Genomic DNA, 20,935 nt, shown 5'->3' on the forward strand with positions numbered 1-20,935 from the left:
CCATGAAGCTCTGCATCTCGATGGTGGCGCTGGCCGCCGCACTGGCCTCCACAGCAGTCTGGGCGCAGGAGAGGCCGCTCACGCGTGCCGAGGTGAAGGCTGAGGTCGAACGCGCACGTGCCGATGGCTCACTGCAAAGGCTCAACAGCGATTACTACGGCTGGGAGAGCAACACGAACCAGGCTGCCACCCCAGCGGGTGCTGCCGGCCGCAGCTTTGACAGGGGTGCTCCGGCCATGCAGGGCGGCAAGACTCGCGCCGAGGTGAAGGACGAACTGCGTCGTGCCCGCGACAGCGGTGAGCTGCAGCGCCTGCAAGAAAGCTATGGTCCTGGCGACTGAACCGGCGTGCACCGGTGCGGCATGCTCCCCGCGCCGGGCTTGCGCATCCCGGCCTGAGACTCGTGGACGAGGTCCCTCGCCTATTGAGCCGGCCGTAGCGACCTTGGGCGAGAGGGCTGCGGTGCTTTCAGGCCCTGCCGGCGACGATACGGATGGCGCCTTTCTCCTGCTTGTCACCAGCGTTGTTCCCACCCTTCTCTTCAGTCGCCAACCTGAAGCCGGCCTTGAGCGTCACCTGGTGGTGGCCGATGCGGCCATCGACTACATGGCCACGCGTTTCCATGAAGGGCACTCTAGTGAGGCAGTGACCCAGCCCGCTGGCCTGGATCTGCGATAGCGAAATAGTGCCGCTACTCACGGCCCCGCCCGCCATGCGGCTGAGGGCCGTACGGCGCCGAGGCTGCGCCATCCGGAACTCATGCGCAGCGTCCGCCGCACGCTGTAGCGGCATATCCATGCCTGGCGTGCCCTGGGTGTCTGGGCTTGTCCTGCCAGACCAGCTTGGTACCGGGCTCCGTGACCGGGCCATCCCGGAAGCTCAGACCGTCCGTCTTGAGAGCGCCCTGGTACCAGCCATCCAGCCAGGCATCGGCTTCTGCTGAGCCGTGCGGGTATGGACATACCCCGACTACGTCCGAGAGCGCTTGTCCATGAGCGAAGCCATCGCTCCATATCTCTTGTTCGCTTTGCTTGAGGGTTTTCATGGCGCCGATCCTTTGGGGTTGCCCCTCTCGCCCATGGCAGCAGTTCAGCAAATCCGGGACCAACGTGCCCGACCATGCCACGGCCGCTTTTGAAGAGTGGCTACGGCAGGCGCTTGATGTGCTGAATAGCCACGACCCGATGCGGTAGTCGCTGGGTGCCAGCCCTGAGGATGTGCGCAATGAAGCCACCGAAGCAGGTCGAGTGGACCGTGAACGGCCTGGAATACGTGATCGTCAGCGCAGACGCCGAGATGTCAGGGGACGACGTGCGCGCGGCCCTGCGCGTCGATGGCTGCGTCCTTGCCGGCATTGAGTTACCCCTGCCCAAGGGCTCAAGGTCCAGACGTCGCGCGCCAGGCTTGGCCTACGTGCACGGGGGCGTCCTGGTCGTGCAGCCGCGATATCACGTCCAGTTGCCCACCAGCATGGCCGGCTCGGACTTGGAGATAGGCGCAAAGCTCCTGCGCATCATCTCGAGCCAGTGGAGCGAGCGCGTCATGCCTTGACAGCCGGGCCTGTGTACCAGCACCAGCTACGGAAACGACGACCTCCAATTGGCAGCCTGCTTGCATGTACCGGGCTCGATTTCCTGGCGGCAGGCTGTGGCGTTATGGAAGGTCCAAGCTGTCTCAGCGCACGGTTCTTACCGTCGACGGTAATTCGTCCCAGCTTTCAACGTTGACGGCAACTGGGGGCAGCCAGCGCAAGTCGAAGCGCCGCAGGCCTTGTTTGGGGCCGCTCCAGAAACCGTGCCAGTGCGCACGGCGGACATGCGGCTTGAGGCCAGGCAAGCTGTCGTGGCCGGGGTCGCGTAGCTGCTGGGCTTGATAGGCCCGGCGCAGGGCGGCTCCCAAGCGCACACCCACGTCCCAGACGGTCGGCCTTTCGGCCTGGAACATGCGTGGTCCGCGCTTGGTCTTCTTCGGCACCGGGTTGCCGGGGCGATGGCTGCCGTCACCGATCTCGGCGGCCTGGCTGCACAGGTACAGCAGCAGCGACACGAGCGGCTCGACCACGAGGCGCAATCCAGCGACAGCAGTCGCATGCCGTACGGCATCGCTGCCGGTGCTGGCCAGCGTGCGTGCAATGGACTCGCCCAGCGGCCACGGCCCGAGGGGCAGTGCCAGTGGATCCAGCGCATCCTCGGCATCGAGCAGCAGCCGCAACTGGGCCGCTCCAGTGTCGAGGGTGGCGTCCAGATGAGCGAAGAAGCCGTGCAGCGGCTGAGCCCCATGGGACAAGCCAGGCGTCTCGACGTAGACACACCACTCGGGCAGCCGGAACAAGACCTCGTGCGGCAGATCTCCCGTGACGGGGGTATGAGCAACAGCCTCGAACACGGCCGGGTCGAACCTGTAGATACCCTGCGTCAACCTCCAGGCAGCGAGTGCGGCGAGCCGCTCCACCTGGAGTGTCTGCTGCGGAGTCAGCTCCGCGTCCTGGCCGTTGCTCACGACGGCGTACATCCCCGGCAGGGGCAGGTAGCACCAGTGCGGCCAATCGGGCAGGCGGGCGCCCTTGCTGGCGCGAAACTCGTCGCAGACCTTCCACGCCTCGGTATAGCGTCGGCCAAGAGCCAGCAGGATCTCGCGCGGACGGCAGGTCCGTTTGTCGTCGGTGATGGGCACGGCGCCATCCGCTCAGCGCGCCAACAACGGCTTGACCTGTACGGAAGAGACAGTGGTCATTTTCGTGTTTAGGCAACTGACATGCCGGCCATGACATTGGCAAGGCAGCCACTGCGGTGGCTGCAGTCCTTGCAGCGGGCTCTTGGGTGAGGCACTTCCCACGTGCGCCGGCCGGCACAAAAAAAGCCCCGGTCCTTGCGGAGCCGGGGCCTGTGAGGTTGTACCAATCGACGAAGTGCAGCTGCTTCCCGCAAGCCACGTCGCGCATCTTGCCCGGCTGGGCAGCGAGCGCGTTGTGGAAAACCGCAGCGCGGTTGACCGTTGGGCTCGCTGTGGCCTGCATGGGCCTCGTCTTCCCCGTGCACGCCCGGCGCAGACGCACTTGGATCGCCGCTAGGCAGCGATTTCGGCTTCGGATAACGTCAGTAATCTCAGGGCATTTTTTCAAAGCCAATTTGCAGACTTAACTGCGCAGATGTCGGTTTCCCTTGCACATCAGGCACTTGCAAGCGAGGCCGTGGCCGAGGTCGGGGCTCGCCCCTCAGGGGCTTGGGCGGCCCTGCACTCAGGTTGGTTCCCGCCGTTGGGACAGTTCGCACGGCGCCTGAGTCCGTAGCCGATCAGCCCAGGCAAACAGCTCTGCCAGCGATGACGGCGCCTCAGCGCGTGCAGCAAAGTCGATCCAGCACATGGTTGCGTGCGCGGTGTCGTGTGTCGCATTGCTGCGCTTTTTCCGCAGGCTGGCCACCAGATCATGCGCATTGCCTGGTGCTGCCAGCCGCCAGTAGCCGACTGCCATCACATCGGCCACGGCCTCACGCCAGAGCTGCGTAGCTGGGAGTTCGCCGGCCGCAAGCCAGCCCTCAAGGTCCTTGACGTGTACGGCATCGGAAGGCGCAAGTGATCGTGTTCCCACGGTGCTTCGGGAAAAGGTAGGCGCGTCCCGCGATCCATCGAGGCAGTGCGCAAACTCATGCAGCATCACGCCCTGTATCCACACCGCTTCGCTCACGTGGCCGGCAGGCTTGAAGATACGCAACACGTTCGCCCGGTTCATGCTCAGATGGCAGTAGCCTGGGTGTAGAGTCATCGAGGCCGGGGAGGCATTCGGCAGTGCCACCGAGGTGGTCGCCCAGCTCTGGCCCGCGTCGCCCAACACCACTTTTATTCCGTAATGCTCGCGAGCGAGCTCGCGCAACATCGGGAAGCCGGTCGGGTCTGCTTTGAGGGCGGCATGGTCGGCTTGGAATCGGCGGATGGAGACTTCCTGCATCACTTCGCCAACAACACCTGGGACGAAGTAGGTGAACCCGGCCAGCACCGCCGCGACAACTGTGCAGAGAATCGGCCGCTCCCAACGGCGCTGCCGCGGATCGTTGCGCTGCTGCATCCATGGCCGTGTGTAGGTCCACCACCACCCCACTGCTGCAGCCAGCAGCCCCGGCACGGCGGGCATCAGCAGATCCTCGGCCATCGTTCGCCTGCTCACCGCTGCCGCTGAAACGGCGGCGATCCATGCGAGCGGCAACAGCAATTCGCGCTTGGCTGGTTCGCTGCCAAGGCACTGTCCCAGGCGATCACGGCAGGCAGCGGCCGCGTCAGCAGATAGTTTCCCAGCAGCCGCCAGCCCCCGCACGTAAGCCTCGGCCTCGTCTCTCCATACCGTGCGCTTGGCGAGCGCCTGGCGTTCCAGGTCGGCGAGCCAGGCCGCCGTGGCGCCCTCGCTTGGGGCACTCTGCTTGAGATAGGCGAAAAACGCTGCGACGTTTGCGGCGTTCGAGAATCCAGACTTGGCCACGCTGCGCTCCCTTGCCTTCCCGAGTGGAGGTTCCTGAATCTCGCCGAATGCGCTGCGCCGTCCCGACTGGCTCCGTGCCGTGCGCCTGCAGCCCTGCCATTGAACACAGCCAGCGGCCTTTCGTGTACCTCCGGGCAACATGACGTCATGCCTTCTTCTGTCATCGACCCCGCACCTGCCGCCCGCGCGAGATCCTGACCGCCATTGGCCGCCGCTACCCCCACGCCTGGACCGGGTGCGACGGGCTCCGCGCCGACAAGGGTTGCGCCCTGCCCTCCTGGCCGGACTGGTGCTTTCTGCCCCTACCGGCCATGTACCCCGTCGTGAGCGATGGGTGCGACGTGGGTTTGCCCGAGCACCAAACGCTCGACTTGTACCGGCTGGCAGCACTGTCAGCGTGGAGGATGACCCAGGGGGGCTATCAGTTCGACCCGGACGTGTTCGAGGCCATTGCAGATACGCTGGTGACGGGTGCCCTACCCCACGAAATCCTGTTCCGGCTGCCCGAACGGGCCGTGTACGTTGAAACGCCAGGATTGCTGTACGCGGGCGATCCGCTGCACGGCTTCTTCGCTCATCTGGACGCCACCCTCGACACTGGAGCGGCCCAGTTGCGGCTGCTGCTCGATGCCGAGGATGCGCTGGACCCCTTCGCGCTGCCGCTTGGGCCTTGGCCGCTGGCTGAATCCATCGCCCGCGTGCTTGCCTCTACCGGCACCGATGCGGCGCAATCGGCACCGGCCGCGGCCGGTGCTGGAATCCGGGCTGTGATCGAACCGCTGGTGTTGCTGCTGCTGTACCTATGCAGCCAAGCTGCCGAGACCAGCGATGCCACCAACCGTCCAAGCAACCCGCAACCTAAAAAGGCGAAGTGGGGCCTGCGCCTGTTCCAAGCTGAGCAACCGCGCAATCCTGGCGACGGTACTCATCCCGGCTCCAGCGCCCATATACGGCGTGCACACTGACACGGCCTCTGGTCCAGAACGCTGGAAGGGCAACGGTGCTTTCACCTGCGCTGGTTAACGCCCATCGCGGTCAACCTCGAAAGCCAGGAAGAACTGCCTGCCACTGTGCGCTGCGTTCAATAGAGCGGCAGCGCCAGCCGCTGCGCCGCAATACAGCGGCAATCGTCACCACCCGGGACCGGGTTCCTGATGCATGTTCGGCTGTGCTACGGGCTGGCGCTGCTGCTCCTGCTGCCGCTCCACCTCCAGCCCAACCACGTGCCCCAACATCGGCGTGGACTTCACGAAGTCCTTGACTTCAACCGCCAGCGCCCAATCGGCCGCATCCGGCGACTCTGCCAGCGCCGCGTGCAGGTGTGCCCAAGCCGTGATGACTTGCCGCATGGTCTGCTCGCGCGTGGTGACGCGACCCTTAAGCGCCGCTTCCTGGCGCAGCGTGCCGGTATTGCGCGCACGCACCACCCACGCCGGCTCGGTCTGACGCAGCGAGCCGCGCACGAGCCGCGACGATGCATCGGCCTGGATGCCCCGCGCACGCAGCTCCTGCGCAAACGACTCGCGCCAACGGTGCAGGTCCGTCTTGCGCGGATCCAGCCGCTGTGCACGCCAGCCCAGTGCCCTCACAATCAAGTGAGCGTGTGGCTGGCTCTGGTGGCTATGGAAGGCCCAGGCCCACCTGTGCCCTTCGAACTCGCGCCGCGCAAACGCTTCCACTGCTTCTGTCATCCGGTGCGGGTCCGTGCCGGCCGGCATGCCGATGGCCAAGTGAAACGCTTGGCGCGGGCCGTCCTCAGTAGGAATCGGCGGCCCGGCATACCTGAACTGATCCCCAAAATCCTTCACCTCAGCCGGTGTGCAGTACTCCCGTCCGTCGTCGTCGCGCAGCATCTCTCCGCGCTCGGTGAGATAACGCAGGTGGCCACGCACAGCACCCATGCTGCGCGACGAGCCGGTGAGTTTCACCATCACCACCGGGGCCTTGGAAACGACGAGCTGGATGCGCTGACGCACCGCCGCTGCTGTGATATCGCCGCCGCCACGTCCCTCGGGCAGCGGCAGCTTGCCGGCGTTGTCCATCTTCCCCATGACGGCCCTCGGCCAGAACAGATCGGCTCCGTGCTGCACCAACAGAGCGTCGACTTGGCTGCGCTTCACCCGCCGCCTCCGCGTCGCCGTGTCGCCGACACTTCGCCCAGCGACTGCGCCACCTGCCGCATCTGCGCTCGCACCAGCCGCGCCGTGCTCTGCAATAGCTTCTGCACTGCCGGGTCAGCCGCCCGCGCCGCCATACCCTTCAAATCCTGCCCGATGGCCTGCAGTCCCGCGTTGAGCACACCCAGCTCGGCCACCACCTGATGTCGCTGCGGCACCAGCGTGCCCTGCGCCATGCGCGCGACGTACTCGGCCTGCGACAGCCCCTCTGCCCCCGCCGCTGCACGCAGCGCCTTGCTTTCCACCGCCGTTAGCCGCGCGCTGAAATGCACCACTGCCGCCCCAGGCTCCCGGTTCGCCGCCACCCGCGCCACTTGCGCTGGCAGCGCCTGCTGCTCTTGCAGCGCCAGCACCACCGCATCGCGCACCCACCCTCCTGGCCGTTTCCCCTGATTCTTCGCAGCTGCCTCCACCAGCGGCTTGAGCTCGCCCAAGTCCACGTTCAGCGTCTGCCGGGACTTCGCTTCAGGCATCGTGTGTCACCTTGTCGTCCAACTCACCGCTCGCAGATGCACGCATGCCGGCCAGCGACAGATGGGGCCCGTACCCCTTCTCGCCAGGATGGTCAGCCACCCCCTGCTATCCGTGTCGCAGTCGGCCAGCATCTGCTTCAGATCGGTCACTGTCAGGCCGTTGGGAGATCGCAGGGTTTGCATGGGACTCCAAAGATAGAAAACATTAGAAAAACTGAGAAGCCCGGTAGGCACAGTGAACTCATTTGTGCCACAAAAAAACCAGTTTCTCTGAGAAACTGGCTCTTGTTCCGGATCAATCGCTCGCGAAACCCACCAACCGGAGGTCGGCCGCAGCCACCATCAGCCGGCGCGTGCTTCCTGGCCGGCGCCCGTAGAAGTGGCCCGGCGCAGGCGGCACGGTAGCCGTGTCCAGCGCCAGTGGCTGTCCCTTGTATTCGGCCATTACCACCGGCATGACCGGCGCTGGGTTCGCTGCTTGAACAGCAGCCGAGGATGAGGCTGGTTTGGCCGGCGTCTTGGTGTCCGGGGTTTTGACCTGTGCAGGTGCAGGTGCAGGTGCAGGTGCAGGGGTTTCGATTACAGGGGCCAAGTCAGGCCGCACCGCTGGCACCTCAAGCTGCTCGCGCAGTGCAGCGATGGCCGCGCGTGGAATCTCCGGTTGAGCGGCCACCCACGACTCCACCGCCTGTGGATGATCTGCGTACAGCCGACGCAGTTCATACGCCTCGTTGACCCCGGCTAGCTTACCGGTGCGCAAGGCATGCACAACGATGTCCGGTGCTTCGATGAGTGCTGCGGTCTTGGAAATGAAGCCCTTACTCTTTCCCAAGCGCCGCGCTATCTCCTGCTGCTCCATGCCCTCGGCCAGCCGCGCCTTGATGAACAGCGCGAGCTCCAGAGGCTTCAGCCCGTCGCGCTGCTCGTTCTCAATGACTTGGTCAAACGAGTCGGCTGTGCGGTCGATGAAGTACGGGATGTCGGGCAGGCCCAGCAAGCGTGAGGCGCGCAGCCGGCGCGCACCGAAGTTCAGCATGTACCGGCCGGGCTCGGTTGGGTGAGGGCGCAGGGACACTGGTGACTTAACGCCGCCGCTGACCTTGATGCTGTCTGCCAGCTCCTGCAGCGTTTCCTCGTTGAACTCCGTCCGCGGCTGGTTCGGGTCTTCGTCGATGAGCTCCAGCGCCATGCGTGGCGCTTCCTCGCTGCGCGGCTGGTCATCGAACTGGCTGACGTCGAGCAGATCGGGCAGTTTGAAGTTCGGCAATGCAGCCATCACGCAGCTCCCATCAACGTTGCGATCCGGTGCAGCACCGGCTTGACTTCGGACCAAGCTTCGCGAGCGGCGGTCTTGCGCCCCGATCCCAAAAACTGCCCCGCCGCCTGATATTCCCTGATGACATCCGCCTCGCGGATGCGAGCGAAGTCGTTCCCGGTCTTGGGATCGTCCACCATCGTCAGCAGGTGCTGCCGGTAGGCCGGCGTGCTCATAAGCAGTTCCAGCACGGAAAGCTGGAAGGTCGTCTTCTTAACCAGCATGGGCAGCATGCCCAGGAACCGCAGGCGACGGTTGTAGCCACGCTGCTGCAACATGAAGATTCCCACGCGGGGGTGGTTGTAGAGGTCGGCCAGCCCGTCGATGGCTTCCTGAGTCAGCGTGATCGGCGCCAGCGCGAAGTCGCTGGCCACCAGTGCCGCGAGCATCCGAATGTCCGGCGCCGGGTTGGTGTCAATGATGGCGAAGTCAAAACGATCGCCATGGCGGGCCAGAAATCCGCGCAGGTTCTTGGCGAACTCGTTGTAGCGATCCGGGGATCGTTCCAGAGCCTGCAGCGGGAGCTTGTCCTGGGGCACCAGCACCATCGGTGCGTCTTCCACGGTAGCTTCGGGGTCCGTCATCAGCTTGTCAGCAGTGACGCTAGACACCATGCATTTGCCGGATTTCGTGAGCGGCTCAGTGAAGTTGCCCTGATGGTCGAAATCCAGGCACAGCACGCGGTGCCCGAGGCTGCGCAGGTAGTGGGCCAACATGGTCGCCGCGGCCGACTTGCCGACGCCGCCCTTCTGGTTGGTGAGAGTGAGGGTTCGCATGGTCACCGGGCCTTCTCCGTAGCAGCCGGTTTGCCGGTTTGCTTGTGACGCTTGAGGTACTCATCGAGCGCGCGCCGGATGTGCTCAGAGAGGGACAATTCAGTTCTTGCGGCCAGATCTTCCAGCGCAGCGCGCTGTTGGTCGGGCAGCAGCATGTTGATTCTCTTCATGCGCGCATCATACGCATAGTTTACGTATGTGCGAACTGCCGCTTGGCCAGGATCGCCGCCGCCTCGACCACTTCCAAGAATCGCAACCGGCCAGCCTGGGCCGCCTCAACGATGCGGGGCAGGGCATCCGGCGGCACATCACCATGCAGCCACTCACAGTAGGTGCGCCGGTGCTCGACGCATCCGCCGGCATGGACCTCTACCAGCACGGCGCCGCCGATTTTCGCCAACCACTGCCCGGCATGGGCCGCCAGGAACCCCGGCACGTCGGCCTGTGGCGCCTCCACGCGCGCATGTTCCGGCGCGGGTGCCGCGGCAGTCCCACCACCGCCTGCCAAGGCCGCCGATGGCACCACAGGCCGCGTCCAGTTCTCGCCGCTGTGGATCAGGTAGACAAGGTAACCCTCGGGGTCGCGGGCGCGCAGGATCGCCGGCAGGCGGTGCGCCATGATGTGCTGCACCCAGACATTCGCGCGCCTGGCCACACCCAGAACCTTCTTGATCTGGGCCGGCACCAGCACCTGCAGCAGCGGGGCTAGATCCTTGCGAACCTGGAATCGCTTGCCTTCCGCCGTAGTGGTGGCGATGGGCTGTTCAGGGGTTGGGTGTTCTTCCTCATCGGCCCGGGGCATAGCCTCTTGGCCCCCTGAAAGGGTTTGTTCTTTATCCAGTGGCGGCGCAACTTTTTGCGCCTGGTCCCCGAAGAGGAGGGCGCGGGCCTTGGGCGTCAGGTAGGTGTGCCAAACGGGGGTACGCCGGCCGCGCAACACAGGCGCTGGCCGCTCGATCAGACCCACAGCAACGAGGTCGCTGTGCGCATAGGACACCGTGCGCTCGCTGTATCTAAGCGCTAGCTCCAGCTCGTCGCTCTTGAGCTCGAAGCAAGCGCCAGAACCGAGCCGGTGGAGATCCACCTTGCCAAGGTGCTCACGCAGCACGCGGTACGCGCGCCGCTTCAGGGAACTCAGCTCGCCGTGCAGGTAGTGCGCGTCAAGGCGGCTTTGGGCAGCCAGGATCTTGCCCGGAAGGACGCGCAACAGGTCGGGCAGGCTGACGCCCGCCATCGCTGCGGATTGCGTATGCATGGGTTTTTAGGGACGAGTGCGCCCACGCGTTGCGCGAACCCCTATTTGCCGGCATACTTCGCTTCACATCACTGACGCGTGGTCTGCCTTCTGGGGGTCACACATCACGTAAAGAGCCCAGTCCCCACTGGGCTTTTTGCGTTGTGGGCCACGGATCTACTGATCTACGTCGATCCCATCCTTTCCTTGGTTAGTTGGTTGCGGGCCGAACTTGGGCCAGATTCAAGGGGCGCATTGTGACGCCCTTTTGGGTGCCTCAGCGACTACTAACGCCGCTCGGCATCACTCTTCAGACATAGAACCGCCTGTACTGCTTGACTTGCTCTCACATGTGATCAGCAGTCGCTGCACCTCGCGCGCTTGTATCGGGATACCTGTCGCCGGCACGATGACCCAGTTGCCAGGTGCACCGAGCGCGACGAAATCGCAAGAGAACGGTGGGCCAGCAGGTGGACCGAGCTCCACTAGGCATGGGATGCGCATCTCCGACACTTGCATCAGCGCTGGTTCCATGCCGACCGTTAGGACCGGTGCCAGAACTTTGTTCAGTGGTTCGCCAAAGCGTTTCGCGATGACTGCGACCTCATCCATCGGCATTTGGTAAGCGCCACTCAACCGACGGTAGCCGTTCACTCGGCTCAGTCCCAGTGTTTCGGCAAGCAGGCTGGCGCGCTTCTTCTTAGGTACGCCGTGCCGTTCCATGAGCCTGACAACACAGGTCGGAATCAAGCTCTTGTCTTCCTCTGATAGTTCAACGAGCAACTTAGTCGCCATAAGCATGTTGTGTAGTGCCGCGCGATTTTGCGGGCTGCGCTCATGACGATCTGACCGGGCAAGGCTCATTTTTGTCCTTCTGACGCCATCTTTCGATAAACGTTTTCGTCAGGCGCGCATTTGAGGCACAACAGACAGCTGTCTGAAAAGAATTCCATTAGCGTAACGTATACAGACAATTACAAGTGCAAAGTTCACGGAATTGCCAATTTCGTGCCTAAAGACAGTTAATGTAGCGATAAGCGTACAGATCGGATGATTGTTGCCAAGGAGTGCGGTATGCGTTACTCCAATTCCTATGTGTGCCCTCCTGATGAAACATCTGGCTGCAACTGCATTGGTTGCCAATGCAGCGTTTGCACCACAAGCGGCGCTGGCGTTTAACGGCTGCAAGGTGCTCCTGTGTTTGACAGGCAATTGGCAGCAAATTCAGGAATGCCAGGCCGACGTGCGCGAGGCGTTGCGCTGTATGGCCAGGGGCCGGTGCTGGCCCACCTGCAACGACGCCCCGGGCGTGACGCTGGCCCCGGCCAGCACCGCTGAGTGTCCGCCGCAGTACGGGCTCTATGAGCTGGACGCCTGCGGCCGGCACGTGATGGTGGGCTGCACGAAGAACATGGCGATCGACGTTGCTTTTCAAGGCATGCCGTCCTGGTTGCGCATCTGGACGAACACGGTGGACGGCTCTCAGGCAGTGACGCAATACAGCGAGCCGGCACGGCTGCTCTACGGCGAGCACGTCAACTTGCAGTTCGACACCGACTACGCCGCCTGGTTGGCGCTGCAGCCGACCGAGCCGCCGCCGCTTACCTGCATGGATAGCGGCGGGCACTGAAATGCTGACCGTCGAAGCACTGCTGGCTCTGGCCATGCTGCATGCACCGGTCATCCATCCAAACACGGTCGCTCGCATCGTTGAGCACGAGTCCGGACGCCAGCCCCTGGCCATCGGCGTAAACGGCGCCAGCTTGGAGCACCAGCCGCGCTCCCTGGCACAGGCAATCAACACCGCCCGCGCGCTGCGCGCACAGGGCTATGACTTCGACGCCGGCCTTTGCCAAATCAACGTGCGCAACTTCCACAAGCTCGGCCTGGATGAGGTCAGCGTGTTCGACCCGGCCGAAAACCTGCGCGCGTGCCAAACCGTACTACTGGATTGCTTCCGGCGTGCGCCATCTCCTGATCCCCAAGCCGCGCTGAGGCAGGCGCTCAGCTGCTTCAACAGCGGCAACCACCAGGCGGGCTTCGCAAGCGGATACGTGAGCCGCGTTGTGAATGTTCCCGCTCCCATCCACGCACTTGCTTCCAAGGAGCATTCCCGATGACCCGCCGTCTCAAACTCATCCATCGTGCCTGCCAGCACCGTGACGCTCTCTCGGCCTTTCTGGCCGCCGTGGCACTAGCTTCGCTGCCGATGGCCGCGCACGCCGGCCTGCCCGACATCGCTGGTAAAGCCAACGCCATTGCCGCTTGGCTTATAGGTGCCGGACTGGCCGTAATGACCGGCGCCGTTGTGTGGGCCGGCTTTCGCGTTTTGTTCCAGGGGGCCGACTTCCGGTCGTTGAGCAACCTGCTGTGGGGCGGCCTGCTCATCGGCGGCGCGGCCATCTTCGCGGCCTTCTTCCTCGGCTAATCATCCATGTTCGAACGCATCTATAAGGGCGCCACCCGCCCGCCAATGCTGTTCGGCATGCCGCTGAAGGCCGCCATGCCCGTGGGTGGCATGGGCGTGGTGTTCACCTTCTGGGGCGGCTGGGCGCTGGGCTGGAAGGTGGCCGTGTCTCTTGGGCTCGTGACCATCGCGCTGCTGATGCTCATGCGAGCCATCACCTACACGGATGACCAAGCGCTCATGCGGCTGATGAAGGCCCTGCGCCTGAAATTCCTGCACCGCAATAGCGGCAAGTGGGGCTGCCGCAGCTATTCGGCCACCGTGTATCGAGGGCGCGACGATGCTTGGATTCGGTGACCTGAAGCAGCGGTGGGACGCCGCCGAGCGCGAGGTGCCACTGTCCGCGATGCTGCCGTACTCCAGTTTCCTGACGGAGCACGACCTGGCCACGCGCGGCGGCGGGTTTGTGCGATTTTTTGAACTGGAGGCGGTGCCGTTTGAAACCGCCAGCGCCGAGCAGATCCTGGCGCTGCACATGGCGTTGTGCGCGTGGCTGGCGACGTTCAGCGAGGACTTCGCCGTTTATCACTGGCGCACGCAGTTTTACGAGGACGTGTACCTGCCGCCCGTGCGCGGCGGCGGTTATGCGCAGGTGCTGGACCAGGATGTCACGGGGTTGTTGAGCAAGCGCCCGTTTCTGAACAACCGCATCTTCATCGCCATCGTTTACCAGCCGCGCGCCACGAGCACGCACCGCAGCCGCGCGCAGATCGAACGAGACCAGCGCGACGCCCTGCAGGTGATGCAGGAGCGCACGGCAAGCACGCTGCGCATGCTCCACGACTTCTCCCCGAGGTTGCTGGGCAATGAACGGCGCGATGGCCGCGAGTTCTCGCGCCCGGCCGAGATTGCCTCGCTGCTGGTCAATGGAAAGTGGATGCCAGTTCTTGCCGGCCGTGGCCCGCTACATCGTCGGCTACCCGCAGTGAGGTTGTCGGCAAATGACGGCACGGTGGAGCTCGCCGGTATCGCCAACACCCGCTATGCAGCCGTGCTCGCGGTGCAGGAGTACGCCGACGAGGTAGAGCCAGGTTTTCTGACCGGGCTGCTGTACGAGTCGCTGGAGTACATCGAGTCCCAGTCCTTCAGGCCGCAAGCCAGACGCGCGGCGATGAAAACGATGGAGCTCCAGCTGCGCCAGTTGGAGGCGTCGGGCGACAAAGTGCAGTCGCAGATCGATGCGCTGCGCGAGGCCATCGACCAGGTGGGCGCCGGCACGATGGGTTGGGGCGAGCATTTCCTCACCGTCTCGGTCCTGGCAGCCACGCTGGACGAGGCCAAGCGTGCCGGCGAACGCGCGGTCGGCACCGTCATGGAAACCACCGGGATTCGGATGGTGCGCGACGACATGCTGGCTGACAGTGCGTGGCTGGCGCAGGCCCCGGGCAACCTCAAGCGCCGCACACGCGAGGCCTGGATTTCCTCCCGCGCATTCGGCGCGCTCACCTCGGGCCACGGCTTCTACCGCGGCAAGCCCAGCGGCAACGTCTGGGGGCCGCCGATCATGAACGTGCGCTCGCCCTCCGGCAGCGTGATCCACATCTCGTTCCAGGCCTCTCCGTTGAACGAGGACAGCTTTGGCCAGCCGCTGCCCGGAAACACCGTCATCACCGGCCGCACCCGCAGCGGCAAGACGGCGTGGGAGGCGGCCATGCTAATCCTCTCGCGCCGGCTGCCGCTTCCGCCGCGCATCCTCGTGTTCGATAAAGATCGGGGCTTGGAGATCGCGGTGCGGCTTATGGGCGGTACCTACCTGCAGCTGCTGCCCAACACGCCCAGCGGCATCAATCCGATGCAATGGCCGGTGACGCCCAAGCTGCGCTCGTTCCTCGTGCAGTGGATCAGGACGTTGATCAGCGACCCGAACCTGCCGCTACAGCCGGCCGAGGTCGCGGCGCTGGAGATGGCCGTGGACACGGTGCTGGGAGCCAATTGGGAATTGCGTCACCTTACCAGCGTGTACGAGCTGCTGCCGGTGGGAGGCCCACACGGCGCCGGCAACAGCATGCGCGCCCGCCTGGGCCGCTGGATTCGCGGCGGCGCGCTAGGCTGGTGCTTCGACGCGGCCGACGATAGGCTGCCCAACACACTGACCGTTGCCGGCTACGACTACACCGAGTTCCTAAAGTTGCCCGAGGTCCGTACGCCGCTGGTGATGGCGCTGCTGGAGTACGGCGAGCGGTTTGTCGATGGCTCACCGTTCATCCAGGTAGTGGCCGAGACCTGGCGCGCGGTACAGGACAAGCAGCTTGCGCAGTTCCTGCACGACAAGGCCAAGACCATCGGCAAGACCGGCGGTTGTCTCGTGATGGATACCCAGGAGCCCAACGACCTTGTCGACTCCGGTGAGGACGCGGACGCCATCGGCGGCACGCTGGTGTCGCAGGCCGCAACGCTGGTGTGTTTCCACGACGACCTAACCCGCGACGAGGCGTACCTGCAGACGCTGCAGTTGACTCCGGCCGAGCTGCGCGTGGTCCGCACGCTGGCGCATCGCGGCGGCCGGAAGTTCCTGTTCAAGCAAAACGGGCAGTCCGTGGTGTGCGACTTCGACCTGTCCGAGATCCCCGAGCACCTGATCGCGCTGTCCAGCACCACCAAGAACGTGTTGTTGCTCGACGCCATCCGCGCTGAAGTGGGCGATGACCCCGAAGTGTGGTGGCCCGTGCTGGTGCAGCGGGTACGCGAGCGCGATGCGCGCACGCGCGCCGGCCAACCCACAGCCCAGGAGGCGAACTGAATGGATGCTGATCTGGCTCTGCTGTTCTTGGGACCCATTGGCGGGCTCTTTTCCATCGCGGTTTTCTGGATGGGGGTTTGCAAATTCCTATGGGCCTTGCTACTGCCGGACTCCATCCCAGACAGGCCCTTGCTCCTGTCCCGATACGGCGCCTGGATGGTCGTTGGGCTTCTCGCTCTCGCCATCGCCCTGTACGCAATCCGCCCCGAGGCCACTTCCTTTTGCTGAAGGCATATTGACCATGAAGCATCTGCTCCCACTGATCCTTTGCGCCGCCGCAGCGGCGGCCCATGCCGGCATCCCTGTCACGGGCGGACCCAGCCTCCAATGGCCCAACACTGAGCAGCTACAGCAGCTGGTCAAGCAGCACTTACTGGTGGCACAGCAGTACCAGCAACTGGCACAGGCCACGCAGGTGCAGCAGACGCAGCAAGCCCCGCCGCAGTTGAAGAACGAGGCCGTGCGCGTGCTGCCCGGCGGCAAGCGCATCGTGGAGGAACCGCCCGGCCCGAAGACCTTGCGGAAGGCGCCCACGCGTCCGAGCTTTTGGGCCGGCAATCCTTCGCCCACCTACGTCATCGACAGCGAGACGGGATTGAAGGAGTGCGGCTGGCCGTGGATTTCAGAGGGTTGCCGTGCCTACAAGCCCGGTTTTGACCGGCGCCAGCGCGCGTGGGTGATCAAGCACGGAGGCCAGTGGTTGAAGTGCCCGCGCCGCGAAAGCATCGCCGGCTGCGTTGACTACTACGCGCCAGCGCCCCAGATGCCTGAGCAAGACTGAAAGGAGCCCGCCATGTTCGTGTGGATCGGTCAGGAATTCGACACCACGCTGTTCACCTACGTCGGCGCCGTCGTGGCCCGGTTGTTCGCCTACCTCGTGCCCGTCGCCATAGCGTGGCTCACCATCCGCGTGCTGCTCTACGGCTACAAGGTGCTCACCGGCAAGGTGTGTGAGCCGGTAATGGAGTTCAGCGAGAACATCATCACTGCGTCCGTGATCGTTGCCTTCGCCACTGTGGGTGGCGTCTATCACGAGTTCGTGATCGACGTTTACAACGCGCTGGTGCTGGACGTAGTGAAGGTATTTGCGCCCGCCGGCTCGGAGCTGGCCGATACGTACAACGTGTGGGCCGCCATCCAGAAGTTCAACGACCGGGCTGGTGATCTGACGCTGCAGATTCTCACCGAAGGCGTTTTTTCTCTGCAGGTCATCGTGTCGATGGTCGCCGTGCTGTTCTTCTCGTTCGGCAACATCTTCTTCCTGCTGGCAGCCATGCTGATTGTGGTGATGACCAAGGGATTCGGCTCGTTCATCCTCGCCATTGGTCCCATCTTCATCATGTTCTTGCTGTTCGAGCAGACCCGACAGTGGTTCGTGAACTGGGTGGGCACGCTGTTTGGGCTGGCGGTACTGACGTGGCTGGCGTTCTTCCTGCTGGGATTCAGCCTGACGATGCAAATGAAGATGGTGGACACCATCATGTCGAACGTCGGGCAGATCAACGTACTCACGCAATCCATCTCCTACCTCGTGCTGTGCCTCGTGTTTGCGGTGCTGCTGTGGTCAGCCCCCGGCTTTGTGCACGGGCTCACCGGCGGTGCCGCAGCGCAAATGGGAGTGCAGATGGCCTCGCAGATCTACCACTTGATGCGCAAGGGTCGCGGCGGCAGCCCTAGCAGCCCGGCGCCCGGCGGCAACAGCATGGGTAAAAACCATGGCTGGGCCTACCGCGCCGGCTCGGCCGTTGGCCGCACAACGGGCGTGCAGTGGGCCTTCCAGCGCCTCGCCGCTGCTGGCCGCCCCTGAGTCGCAACAAGGAGAAGAACATGCTGAAGAAGCTCGTCGCAGCTGGTGTGCTCGCCGCCTCGGGCAGCGCAGCTCATGCCGGCATTCCCGTCATAGACATTGCCGCTGTCATTGAAGCCGTGCAGCAAACGATCCACATGCTCACCCAGATCGAGCAGCAGTACCTGCAGATCCAGAACCAGTATCAGCAGATCGCGCAGGCCAAGGCCACGCTGGAGAGCATGAGCGGCAGCCGCGGGCTGGGGATGCTGCTGCGCAACCCGGCCCTGAACAACTACGTGGCACTGGACGCGCCCATGCAGCTCGACGGCGTGGTGATCAACGGCTACGGCGGCCTCACGGCGCCGGCCCGTGCGCTGCGCGACGCGGACATGGTGTGGAACTGCCAGGGGCTCGGCGGCGCGCTGCAGACGCAGTGCCAGTCCACGCTGGCGCAGCCTTACCAGAACAAGGCCCTGCTGCGGCAGGCCATCGGCAGTGCTTCGCAGCGCATCGGCCAGATCAACGGGCTCATCACCGCCATCAACGGCACCAACGATCAGGCCGCCAAGCTCGAGATCGGCGCCCGCATCCAGGGCGAGCAGGCGCTGCTGCAGCACGAAGCCACGCGCGCGCAACTGCTGGCGCAGGACATGGAGAACGAGCGCCGCCGCGAGGAAGCGCGACGCATGGAGCGCACCGCCGAGATGATGACCCGGCCGCTCGACGCGCGCGCCTTCCTCGGAGGAGCCGCACCGTGAAGAACCTCACCGAGCTGATGAGCGGCCGATCCGACGCCTCCTGGGAGGTAGACCGCTGGGAGCAACTAGAGAACTCCAACCGCAACCACAAGCGCGTGAGCGCCGCGAGCCTGGGCATCGCTGCACTGGCCGTGGCCGGCATGGTGGCGCTGAGCCAGATGAAGCAGGTGGTGTTCGTGCCCATCGTCACCGACCGCATCACCGGCGAAACCACGGTCGGCCAGCCGCTACGCGAAGACACCGTCCCAGCGCTCGATGCGCTGGACAAGAAATGCGCGGGCGACTTCGTGCGCGCACGCGAGGGCTACTCCTGGGCCTTCCTCAAGCGCGACTACGACGCCGTGGCCCGGTTGGCCTCGCCCGAGGTGTTCGCACCGTTCCAGGCGCTCTACTACCCGCAGATCGGCAAGGGCCGGCAGCAGGCATGGGGCAAGGGCCAGGAGCACGTCATCACCATCGTGAGCCGGCGGCTCACCGGCGCGGCCGTGGGCGGCGGCAAGGGCATGGTCGTCACCTACGACAAGACCAGTACCTACCACGACAAGTCGCAGCCCGACACCACCACGCGGCACGTGGCGACGCTCACCTACGACTACCACCCGAAGATGTTGCAAAAGGAGGAGGACCGCGCCGAGAACCCCTACGGCTGCGTCATCACCGCCTATCGCTCCGATCCGGTGGGCGACACGCAGGGGGTGGCGCCGTGATGACCCGCCTGACCCTGGCCCTGCTGGCACTGCACGCCAGCGCCAGCGCCGCGCCCATCGCGGAAGTCGACTACGACCGCATCCGCGTCATCCACGTGCCCGTGACACGCGGCGTCGCCACCCACATCGAACTGGAGCCCGGAGAAACCATCAGCACCGCCGCGGTGGGCATCGGCGCTGACTGCGCCAACCCGGAGCACCCGTGGTGTATCGAATGGCAGGAAGGTGGCTCGCACCTCTTCGCCAAGCCGCGCCAGGGATCAGGCCCGAGCAACACGATGGAGCTGGTGACGAACAAGCGCAGCATCAGCCTGCAGTTCGATGTGGCCAAGACCGCCGCACGCCGCGTGATCCTGCGCACGCCGGCCCCGCCCGTGGACCCGCGCGCGCAGCAGGTGGCCGCGGCCATGGCGATGATGCCCAAGCCCGAGGAAGTGTTGGCCCAGCGGCTGGAAGCGCCGCCCCAGGTGCGCAACGTGGCGTACAGCCTGGCCACCGGGAAGGGCAGCGACGACATCGTGCCCCGCGCCGTCTACGACGACGCCCGCAGCACGTTCTTGGAGTACCCCGGCAACCGGCCGGTGCCGGCAGTGTTCCAGCGTCTGGCCGATGGCACCGAGCAGATGGTGACCACGCGCATGGACTCGCGCCGCAACGTGCTCGTGGTGCCGCTGGTTGCCCGCCGCCTGGTGCTACGCCAGGGCAGTGCGGTAGTGGAGATCTTCAACGATGCCTTCGACCTCGATGGGCGCGGCCCCGAGGCCGGCACCGTGGCCGATGGCGTGCAGCGCCTCACGCGCAATCCCAGGACCGGACAGATGGAGGCCCAGCCTTGAGCAACACCACGACCACGCAGGGCACGCCGCCGGGCCCTGTGGGCATCCCCAACGTTGCGCAGCAGAACAACCTGCGCGTGAACAAGCGCGCAGCGGCCCTGGCAGGGGTCGGTTTGCTCGTTTTCCTCGGCGCGGCTGGCGCTGGCTTTTGGAAGCTGCAGCAGTACCTCGACCAGCAGGAGGAAATCAAGCGAGAGCAGGAGGCGGTGAAGTCGGCTGCTGCCGCTGGCCAGGCGCGCAAGTTCAAGAGCGAGGTGCCGCCGCCGGCCGCCACGCCGGCCAGCACCCCGCCTCCTGATCGCAAGAAGCACGAGGTGCCCGATGTGGACCCGAACGCCAACGATGCGATCCGCGTGGTGGGCAATGGGCAGCGTACAGGCAGCGGTGCGCCGGCGCAGCGCAAGCTGGACCCCCGCGACGCGCCGATGCTACTGGCGCCGAGCAAGGGACGCGGCGCACCGGCCGCCACCTACGCCGGCCAGAGCGAACCTGTGCCAGGCACCGACATGGACAGCATTCGCCAGCAGCGCCAGCACTTGGAAAGCGTGCTTTCAAACCTGCGCCAGCAACAGCAGGCGCAGCAGCGCATGAGTGGCCAGGCAGCGCCAGCCGGTGGATTCTTGCGCACAGCCATGCCCATGGGGCCGCAGGCCGGCATGCCGGCGCTGCCCCGGATGCCTCAGCAACAACAGCAGCCTCAAGACGAAACACCCACCGAGCGTGCGCCGCTGGTGGCCGGGCAGATCGCGGACATGAGCCTCACGCTGGCCGAGGGCGACGGCTTCGCCTGCACGCTGGCAGTGGAGGTGGTGTCCAGCGTGGCGGGCCGGATCAAGTGCGTCACGCAGCAGGACGTGCGCGGCGCCGATCAGAAGGTGGTGCTGGCCGAGAAGGGGACGATCCTGACCGGCGAATACAGCGTCACGAACGTGCGTCCCGGTACGCGCGCCATCGCGGCGCAGTGGACGCGGCTGCGCACGCCCTACGGCATTACGGTGCCGCTGCGCTGGAATGCGGTCGGTCAGCTCGGCGCCTCGGGCATCTCTGGGCACGTGAATAACCGCTGGGGCGAGCGCATCACCGCGGCGTTGCTCCTGGCCCTCATTGACGATGCGGTCAAGGTCGTGATCGCAGACAAGCAGGACACGGGCGGGGGTGGCAACACCAACATCGTCCTGGGCGGCACCGCGCA

The 20,935-nt window shown here is 65.0% G+C and carries 24 protein-coding genes; 14 read left to right on the forward strand and 10 right to left on the reverse strand.

The window, feature by feature from the left end; translation table 11 throughout:
* Positions 1–2: 2 nt before the first annotated feature.
* On the forward strand, positions 3–341 hold the full coding sequence (locus H537_RS47750) for a DUF4148 domain-containing protein (RefSeq protein ID WP_169517167.1): 339 nt from the start codon (positions 3–5) through the stop codon (positions 339–341).
* A 127-nt stretch (positions 342–468) separates the two neighbouring features.
* Here H537_RS47750 and H537_RS55235 read toward each other — a convergent pair whose 3' ends face one another.
* Positions 469–624, reverse strand: a complete 156-nt coding sequence (locus tag H537_RS55235; protein ID WP_211235141.1) for a dodecin domain-containing protein — start codon at positions 622–624, stop codon at positions 469–471.
* A gap of 600 nt (positions 625–1,224) precedes the next feature.
* Between H537_RS55235 and H537_RS0136805 the strand changes: the two genes are divergently transcribed.
* On the forward strand, positions 1,225–1,551 hold the full coding sequence (locus H537_RS0136805; RefSeq protein ID WP_029001864.1) for a hypothetical protein: 327 nt from the start codon (positions 1,225–1,227) through the stop codon (positions 1,549–1,551).
* A 123-nt stretch (positions 1,552–1,674) separates the two neighbouring features.
* On the opposite strand, the gene H537_RS0136810 is transcribed toward H537_RS0136805, so the two are convergent.
* Both H537_RS0136810 and H537_RS50075 read right to left on the reverse strand, forming a co-directional pair.
* A complete protein-coding gene (locus tag H537_RS0136810; protein ID WP_029001865.1) occupies positions 1,675–2,673 on the reverse strand; it encodes an AcrVA2 family anti-CRISPR protein in 999 nt (332 codons plus the stop codon).
* 565 nt (positions 2,674–3,238) lie between these two features.
* Positions 3,239–4,471: a hypothetical protein gene (locus H537_RS50075; protein ID WP_051244487.1), complete on the reverse strand. Its 1,233-nt coding sequence runs from the start codon at positions 4,469–4,471 to the stop codon at positions 3,239–3,241.
* A 311-nt stretch (positions 4,472–4,782) separates the two neighbouring features.
* Between H537_RS50075 and H537_RS47765 the strand changes: the two genes are divergently transcribed.
* The gene (locus tag H537_RS47765) at positions 4,783–5,436 is read left to right on the forward strand and encodes an AcrVA2 family anti-CRISPR protein (RefSeq protein WP_051244488.1); all 654 of its coding nucleotides are present in this window, start codon (positions 4,783–4,785) and stop codon (positions 5,434–5,436) included.
* A 165-nt stretch (positions 5,437–5,601) separates the two neighbouring features.
* Here H537_RS47765 and H537_RS0136825 read toward each other — a convergent pair whose 3' ends face one another.
* The 7 genes from H537_RS0136825 to H537_RS51905 all read right to left on the reverse strand — a co-directional run bounded on the left by H537_RS0136825 (position 5,602) and on the right by H537_RS51905 (position 11,310).
* Positions 5,602–6,591, reverse strand: coding sequence for a relaxase/mobilization nuclease domain-containing protein (locus H537_RS0136825; RefSeq protein WP_029001866.1), 990 nt, complete (start codon positions 6,589–6,591; stop codon positions 5,602–5,604).
* Positions 6,588–7,121, reverse strand: a complete 534-nt coding sequence (locus tag H537_RS56645) for a hypothetical protein (protein ID WP_029001867.1) — start codon at positions 7,119–7,121, stop codon at positions 6,588–6,590. The genes H537_RS0136825 and H537_RS56645 overlap by 4 nt, the downstream gene beginning before the upstream one ends.
* A gap of 295 nt (positions 7,122–7,416) precedes the next feature.
* Positions 7,417–8,397, reverse strand: coding sequence for a ParB/RepB/Spo0J family partition protein (locus H537_RS0136835; protein WP_043461770.1), 981 nt, complete (start codon positions 8,395–8,397; stop codon positions 7,417–7,419).
* A complete protein-coding gene (locus H537_RS0136840) occupies positions 8,397–9,212 on the reverse strand; it encodes a ParA family protein (RefSeq protein WP_029001869.1) in 816 nt (271 codons plus the stop codon). The genes H537_RS0136835 and H537_RS0136840 overlap by 1 nt, the downstream gene beginning before the upstream one ends.
* Before the next feature lie 2 nt (positions 9,213–9,214).
* On the reverse strand, positions 9,215–9,382 hold the full coding sequence (locus H537_RS51900) for a ribbon-helix-helix domain-containing protein (protein WP_084151228.1): 168 nt from the start codon (positions 9,380–9,382) through the stop codon (positions 9,215–9,217).
* Positions 9,383–9,402: 20 nt separating this feature from the next.
* Complete coding sequence (locus H537_RS0136850; RefSeq protein ID WP_156902176.1) at positions 9,403–10,467, reverse strand: hypothetical protein; 1,065 nt, start codon at positions 10,465–10,467, stop codon at positions 9,403–9,405.
* Between the two features lie 282 nt (positions 10,468–10,749).
* Positions 10,750–11,310: a helix-turn-helix domain-containing protein gene (locus H537_RS51905; RefSeq protein ID WP_084151229.1), complete on the reverse strand. Its 561-nt coding sequence runs from the start codon at positions 11,308–11,310 to the stop codon at positions 10,750–10,752.
* Between the two features lie 244 nt (positions 11,311–11,554).
* Here H537_RS51905 and H537_RS0136855 point away from each other — a divergent pair, with 244 nt between their 5' ends.
* The 11 genes from H537_RS0136855 to H537_RS50085 all read left to right on the forward strand — a co-directional run.
* Positions 11,555–12,076 carry a hypothetical protein gene (locus H537_RS0136855; RefSeq protein WP_156902177.1) on the forward strand — a complete coding sequence of 174 codons (522 nt, stop codon included), beginning with the start codon at positions 11,555–11,557 and terminating at the stop codon, positions 12,074–12,076.
* A gap of 1 nt (position 12,077) precedes the next feature.
* A complete protein-coding gene (locus H537_RS47775; protein WP_051244492.1) occupies positions 12,078–12,566 on the forward strand; it encodes a lytic transglycosylase domain-containing protein in 489 nt (162 codons plus the stop codon).
* Positions 12,563–12,874 (forward strand): TrbC/VirB2 family protein, encoded by a 312-nt coding sequence (locus H537_RS0136865; RefSeq protein WP_051244494.1) that lies wholly within the window; start codon positions 12,563–12,565, stop codon positions 12,872–12,874. The genes H537_RS47775 and H537_RS0136865 overlap by 4 nt, the downstream gene beginning before the upstream one ends.
* 6 nt (positions 12,875–12,880) lie before the next feature.
* Complete coding sequence (locus tag H537_RS0136870) at positions 12,881–13,210, forward strand: VirB3 family type IV secretion system protein (protein ID WP_029001873.1); 330 nt, start codon at positions 12,881–12,883, stop codon at positions 13,208–13,210.
* Positions 13,194–15,653, forward strand: a complete 2,460-nt coding sequence (locus H537_RS47780) for a VirB4 family type IV secretion/conjugal transfer ATPase (protein ID WP_051244496.1) — start codon at positions 13,194–13,196, stop codon at positions 15,651–15,653. The genes H537_RS0136870 and H537_RS47780 overlap by 17 nt, the downstream gene beginning before the upstream one ends.
* A gap of 163 nt (positions 15,654–15,816) precedes the next feature.
* Entirely contained in the window at positions 15,817–16,434 is a 618-nt protein-coding gene (locus tag H537_RS50080) for a hypothetical protein (protein ID WP_156902178.1), read from the forward strand.
* 12 nt (positions 16,435–16,446) lie between these two features.
* Complete coding sequence (locus H537_RS0136890) at positions 16,447–17,460, forward strand: TrbL/VirB6 family protein (RefSeq protein ID WP_029001875.1); 1,014 nt, start codon at positions 16,447–16,449, stop codon at positions 17,458–17,460.
* Between the two features lie 20 nt (positions 17,461–17,480).
* Entirely contained in the window at positions 17,481–18,200 is a 720-nt protein-coding gene (locus H537_RS47790) for a TrbJ/VirB5 family protein (protein ID WP_051244502.1), read from the forward strand.
* Entirely contained in the window at positions 18,197–18,907 is a 711-nt protein-coding gene (locus tag H537_RS47795; RefSeq protein WP_051244504.1) for a VirB8 family type IV secretion system protein, read from the forward strand. Before H537_RS47790 ends, H537_RS47795 begins: the two co-directional genes overlap by 4 nt.
* On the forward strand, positions 18,907–19,743 hold the full coding sequence (locus tag H537_RS47800) for a TrbG/VirB9 family P-type conjugative transfer protein (protein ID WP_043461773.1): 837 nt from the start codon (positions 18,907–18,909) through the stop codon (positions 19,741–19,743). Before H537_RS47795 ends, H537_RS47800 begins: the two co-directional genes overlap by 1 nt.
* Positions 19,740–20,935: TraB/TrbI/VirB10 family type IV secretion system protein (locus H537_RS50085; RefSeq protein WP_029001876.1), on the forward strand; the 1,196-nt coding region annotated here is incomplete at its 3' end. The genes H537_RS47800 and H537_RS50085, both read left to right, overlap by 4 nt.

The organism is Azohydromonas australica DSM 1124 (genome assembly GCF_000430725.1).
In the GTDB taxonomy this organism is placed as follows: Bacteria; Pseudomonadota; Gammaproteobacteria; order Burkholderiales; family Burkholderiaceae_C; genus Azohydromonas; species Azohydromonas australica.

Coding starts and splice junctions, on each gene's coding strand:
- H537_RS47750 (WP_169517167.1), top strand. CDS start 3: ATGAAGCTCTGCATCTCGATGGTGGCGCTGGCCGCCGCACTGGCCTCC.
- H537_RS55235 (WP_211235141.1), bottom strand. CDS start 624: ATGGAAACGCGTGGCCATGTAGTCGATGGCCGCATCGGCCACCACCAG.
- H537_RS0136805 (WP_029001864.1), top strand. CDS start 1,225: ATGAAGCCACCGAAGCAGGTCGAGTGGACCGTGAACGGCCTGGAATAC.
- H537_RS47765 (WP_051244488.1), top strand. CDS start 4,783: ATGTACCCCGTCGTGAGCGATGGGTGCGACGTGGGTTTGCCCGAGCAC.
- H537_RS56645 (WP_029001867.1), bottom strand. CDS start 7,121: ATGCCTGAAGCGAAGTCCCGGCAGACGCTGAACGTGGACTTGGGCGAG.
- H537_RS0136835 (WP_043461770.1), bottom strand. CDS start 8,397: ATGGCTGCATTGCCGAACTTCAAACTGCCCGATCTGCTCGACGTCAGC.
- H537_RS0136840 (WP_029001869.1), bottom strand. CDS start 9,212: ATGCGAACCCTCACTCTCACCAACCAGAAGGGCGGCGTCGGCAAGTCG.
- H537_RS51900 (WP_084151228.1), bottom strand. CDS start 9,382: ATGAAGAGAATCAACATGCTGCTGCCCGACCAACAGCGCGCTGCGCTG.
- H537_RS0136850 (WP_156902176.1), bottom strand. CDS start 10,467: ATGCATACGCAATCCGCAGCGATGGCGGGCGTCAGCCTGCCCGACCTG.
- H537_RS51905 (WP_084151229.1), bottom strand. CDS start 11,310: ATGAGCCTTGCCCGGTCAGATCGTCATGAGCGCAGCCCGCAAAATCGC.
- H537_RS0136855 (WP_156902177.1), top strand. CDS start 11,555: ATGAAACATCTGGCTGCAACTGCATTGGTTGCCAATGCAGCGTTTGCA.
- H537_RS47775 (WP_051244492.1), top strand. CDS start 12,078: ATGCTGACCGTCGAAGCACTGCTGGCTCTGGCCATGCTGCATGCACCG.
- H537_RS0136865 (WP_051244494.1), top strand. CDS start 12,563: ATGACCCGCCGTCTCAAACTCATCCATCGTGCCTGCCAGCACCGTGAC.
- H537_RS0136870 (WP_029001873.1), top strand. CDS start 12,881: ATGTTCGAACGCATCTATAAGGGCGCCACCCGCCCGCCAATGCTGTTC.
- H537_RS47780 (WP_051244496.1), top strand. CDS start 13,194: ATGCTTGGATTCGGTGACCTGAAGCAGCGGTGGGACGCCGCCGAGCGC.
- H537_RS0136890 (WP_029001875.1), top strand. CDS start 16,447: ATGTTCGTGTGGATCGGTCAGGAATTCGACACCACGCTGTTCACCTAC.
- H537_RS47790 (WP_051244502.1), top strand. CDS start 17,481: ATGCTGAAGAAGCTCGTCGCAGCTGGTGTGCTCGCCGCCTCGGGCAGC.
- H537_RS47800 (WP_043461773.1), top strand. CDS start 18,907: ATGACCCGCCTGACCCTGGCCCTGCTGGCACTGCACGCCAGCGCCAGC.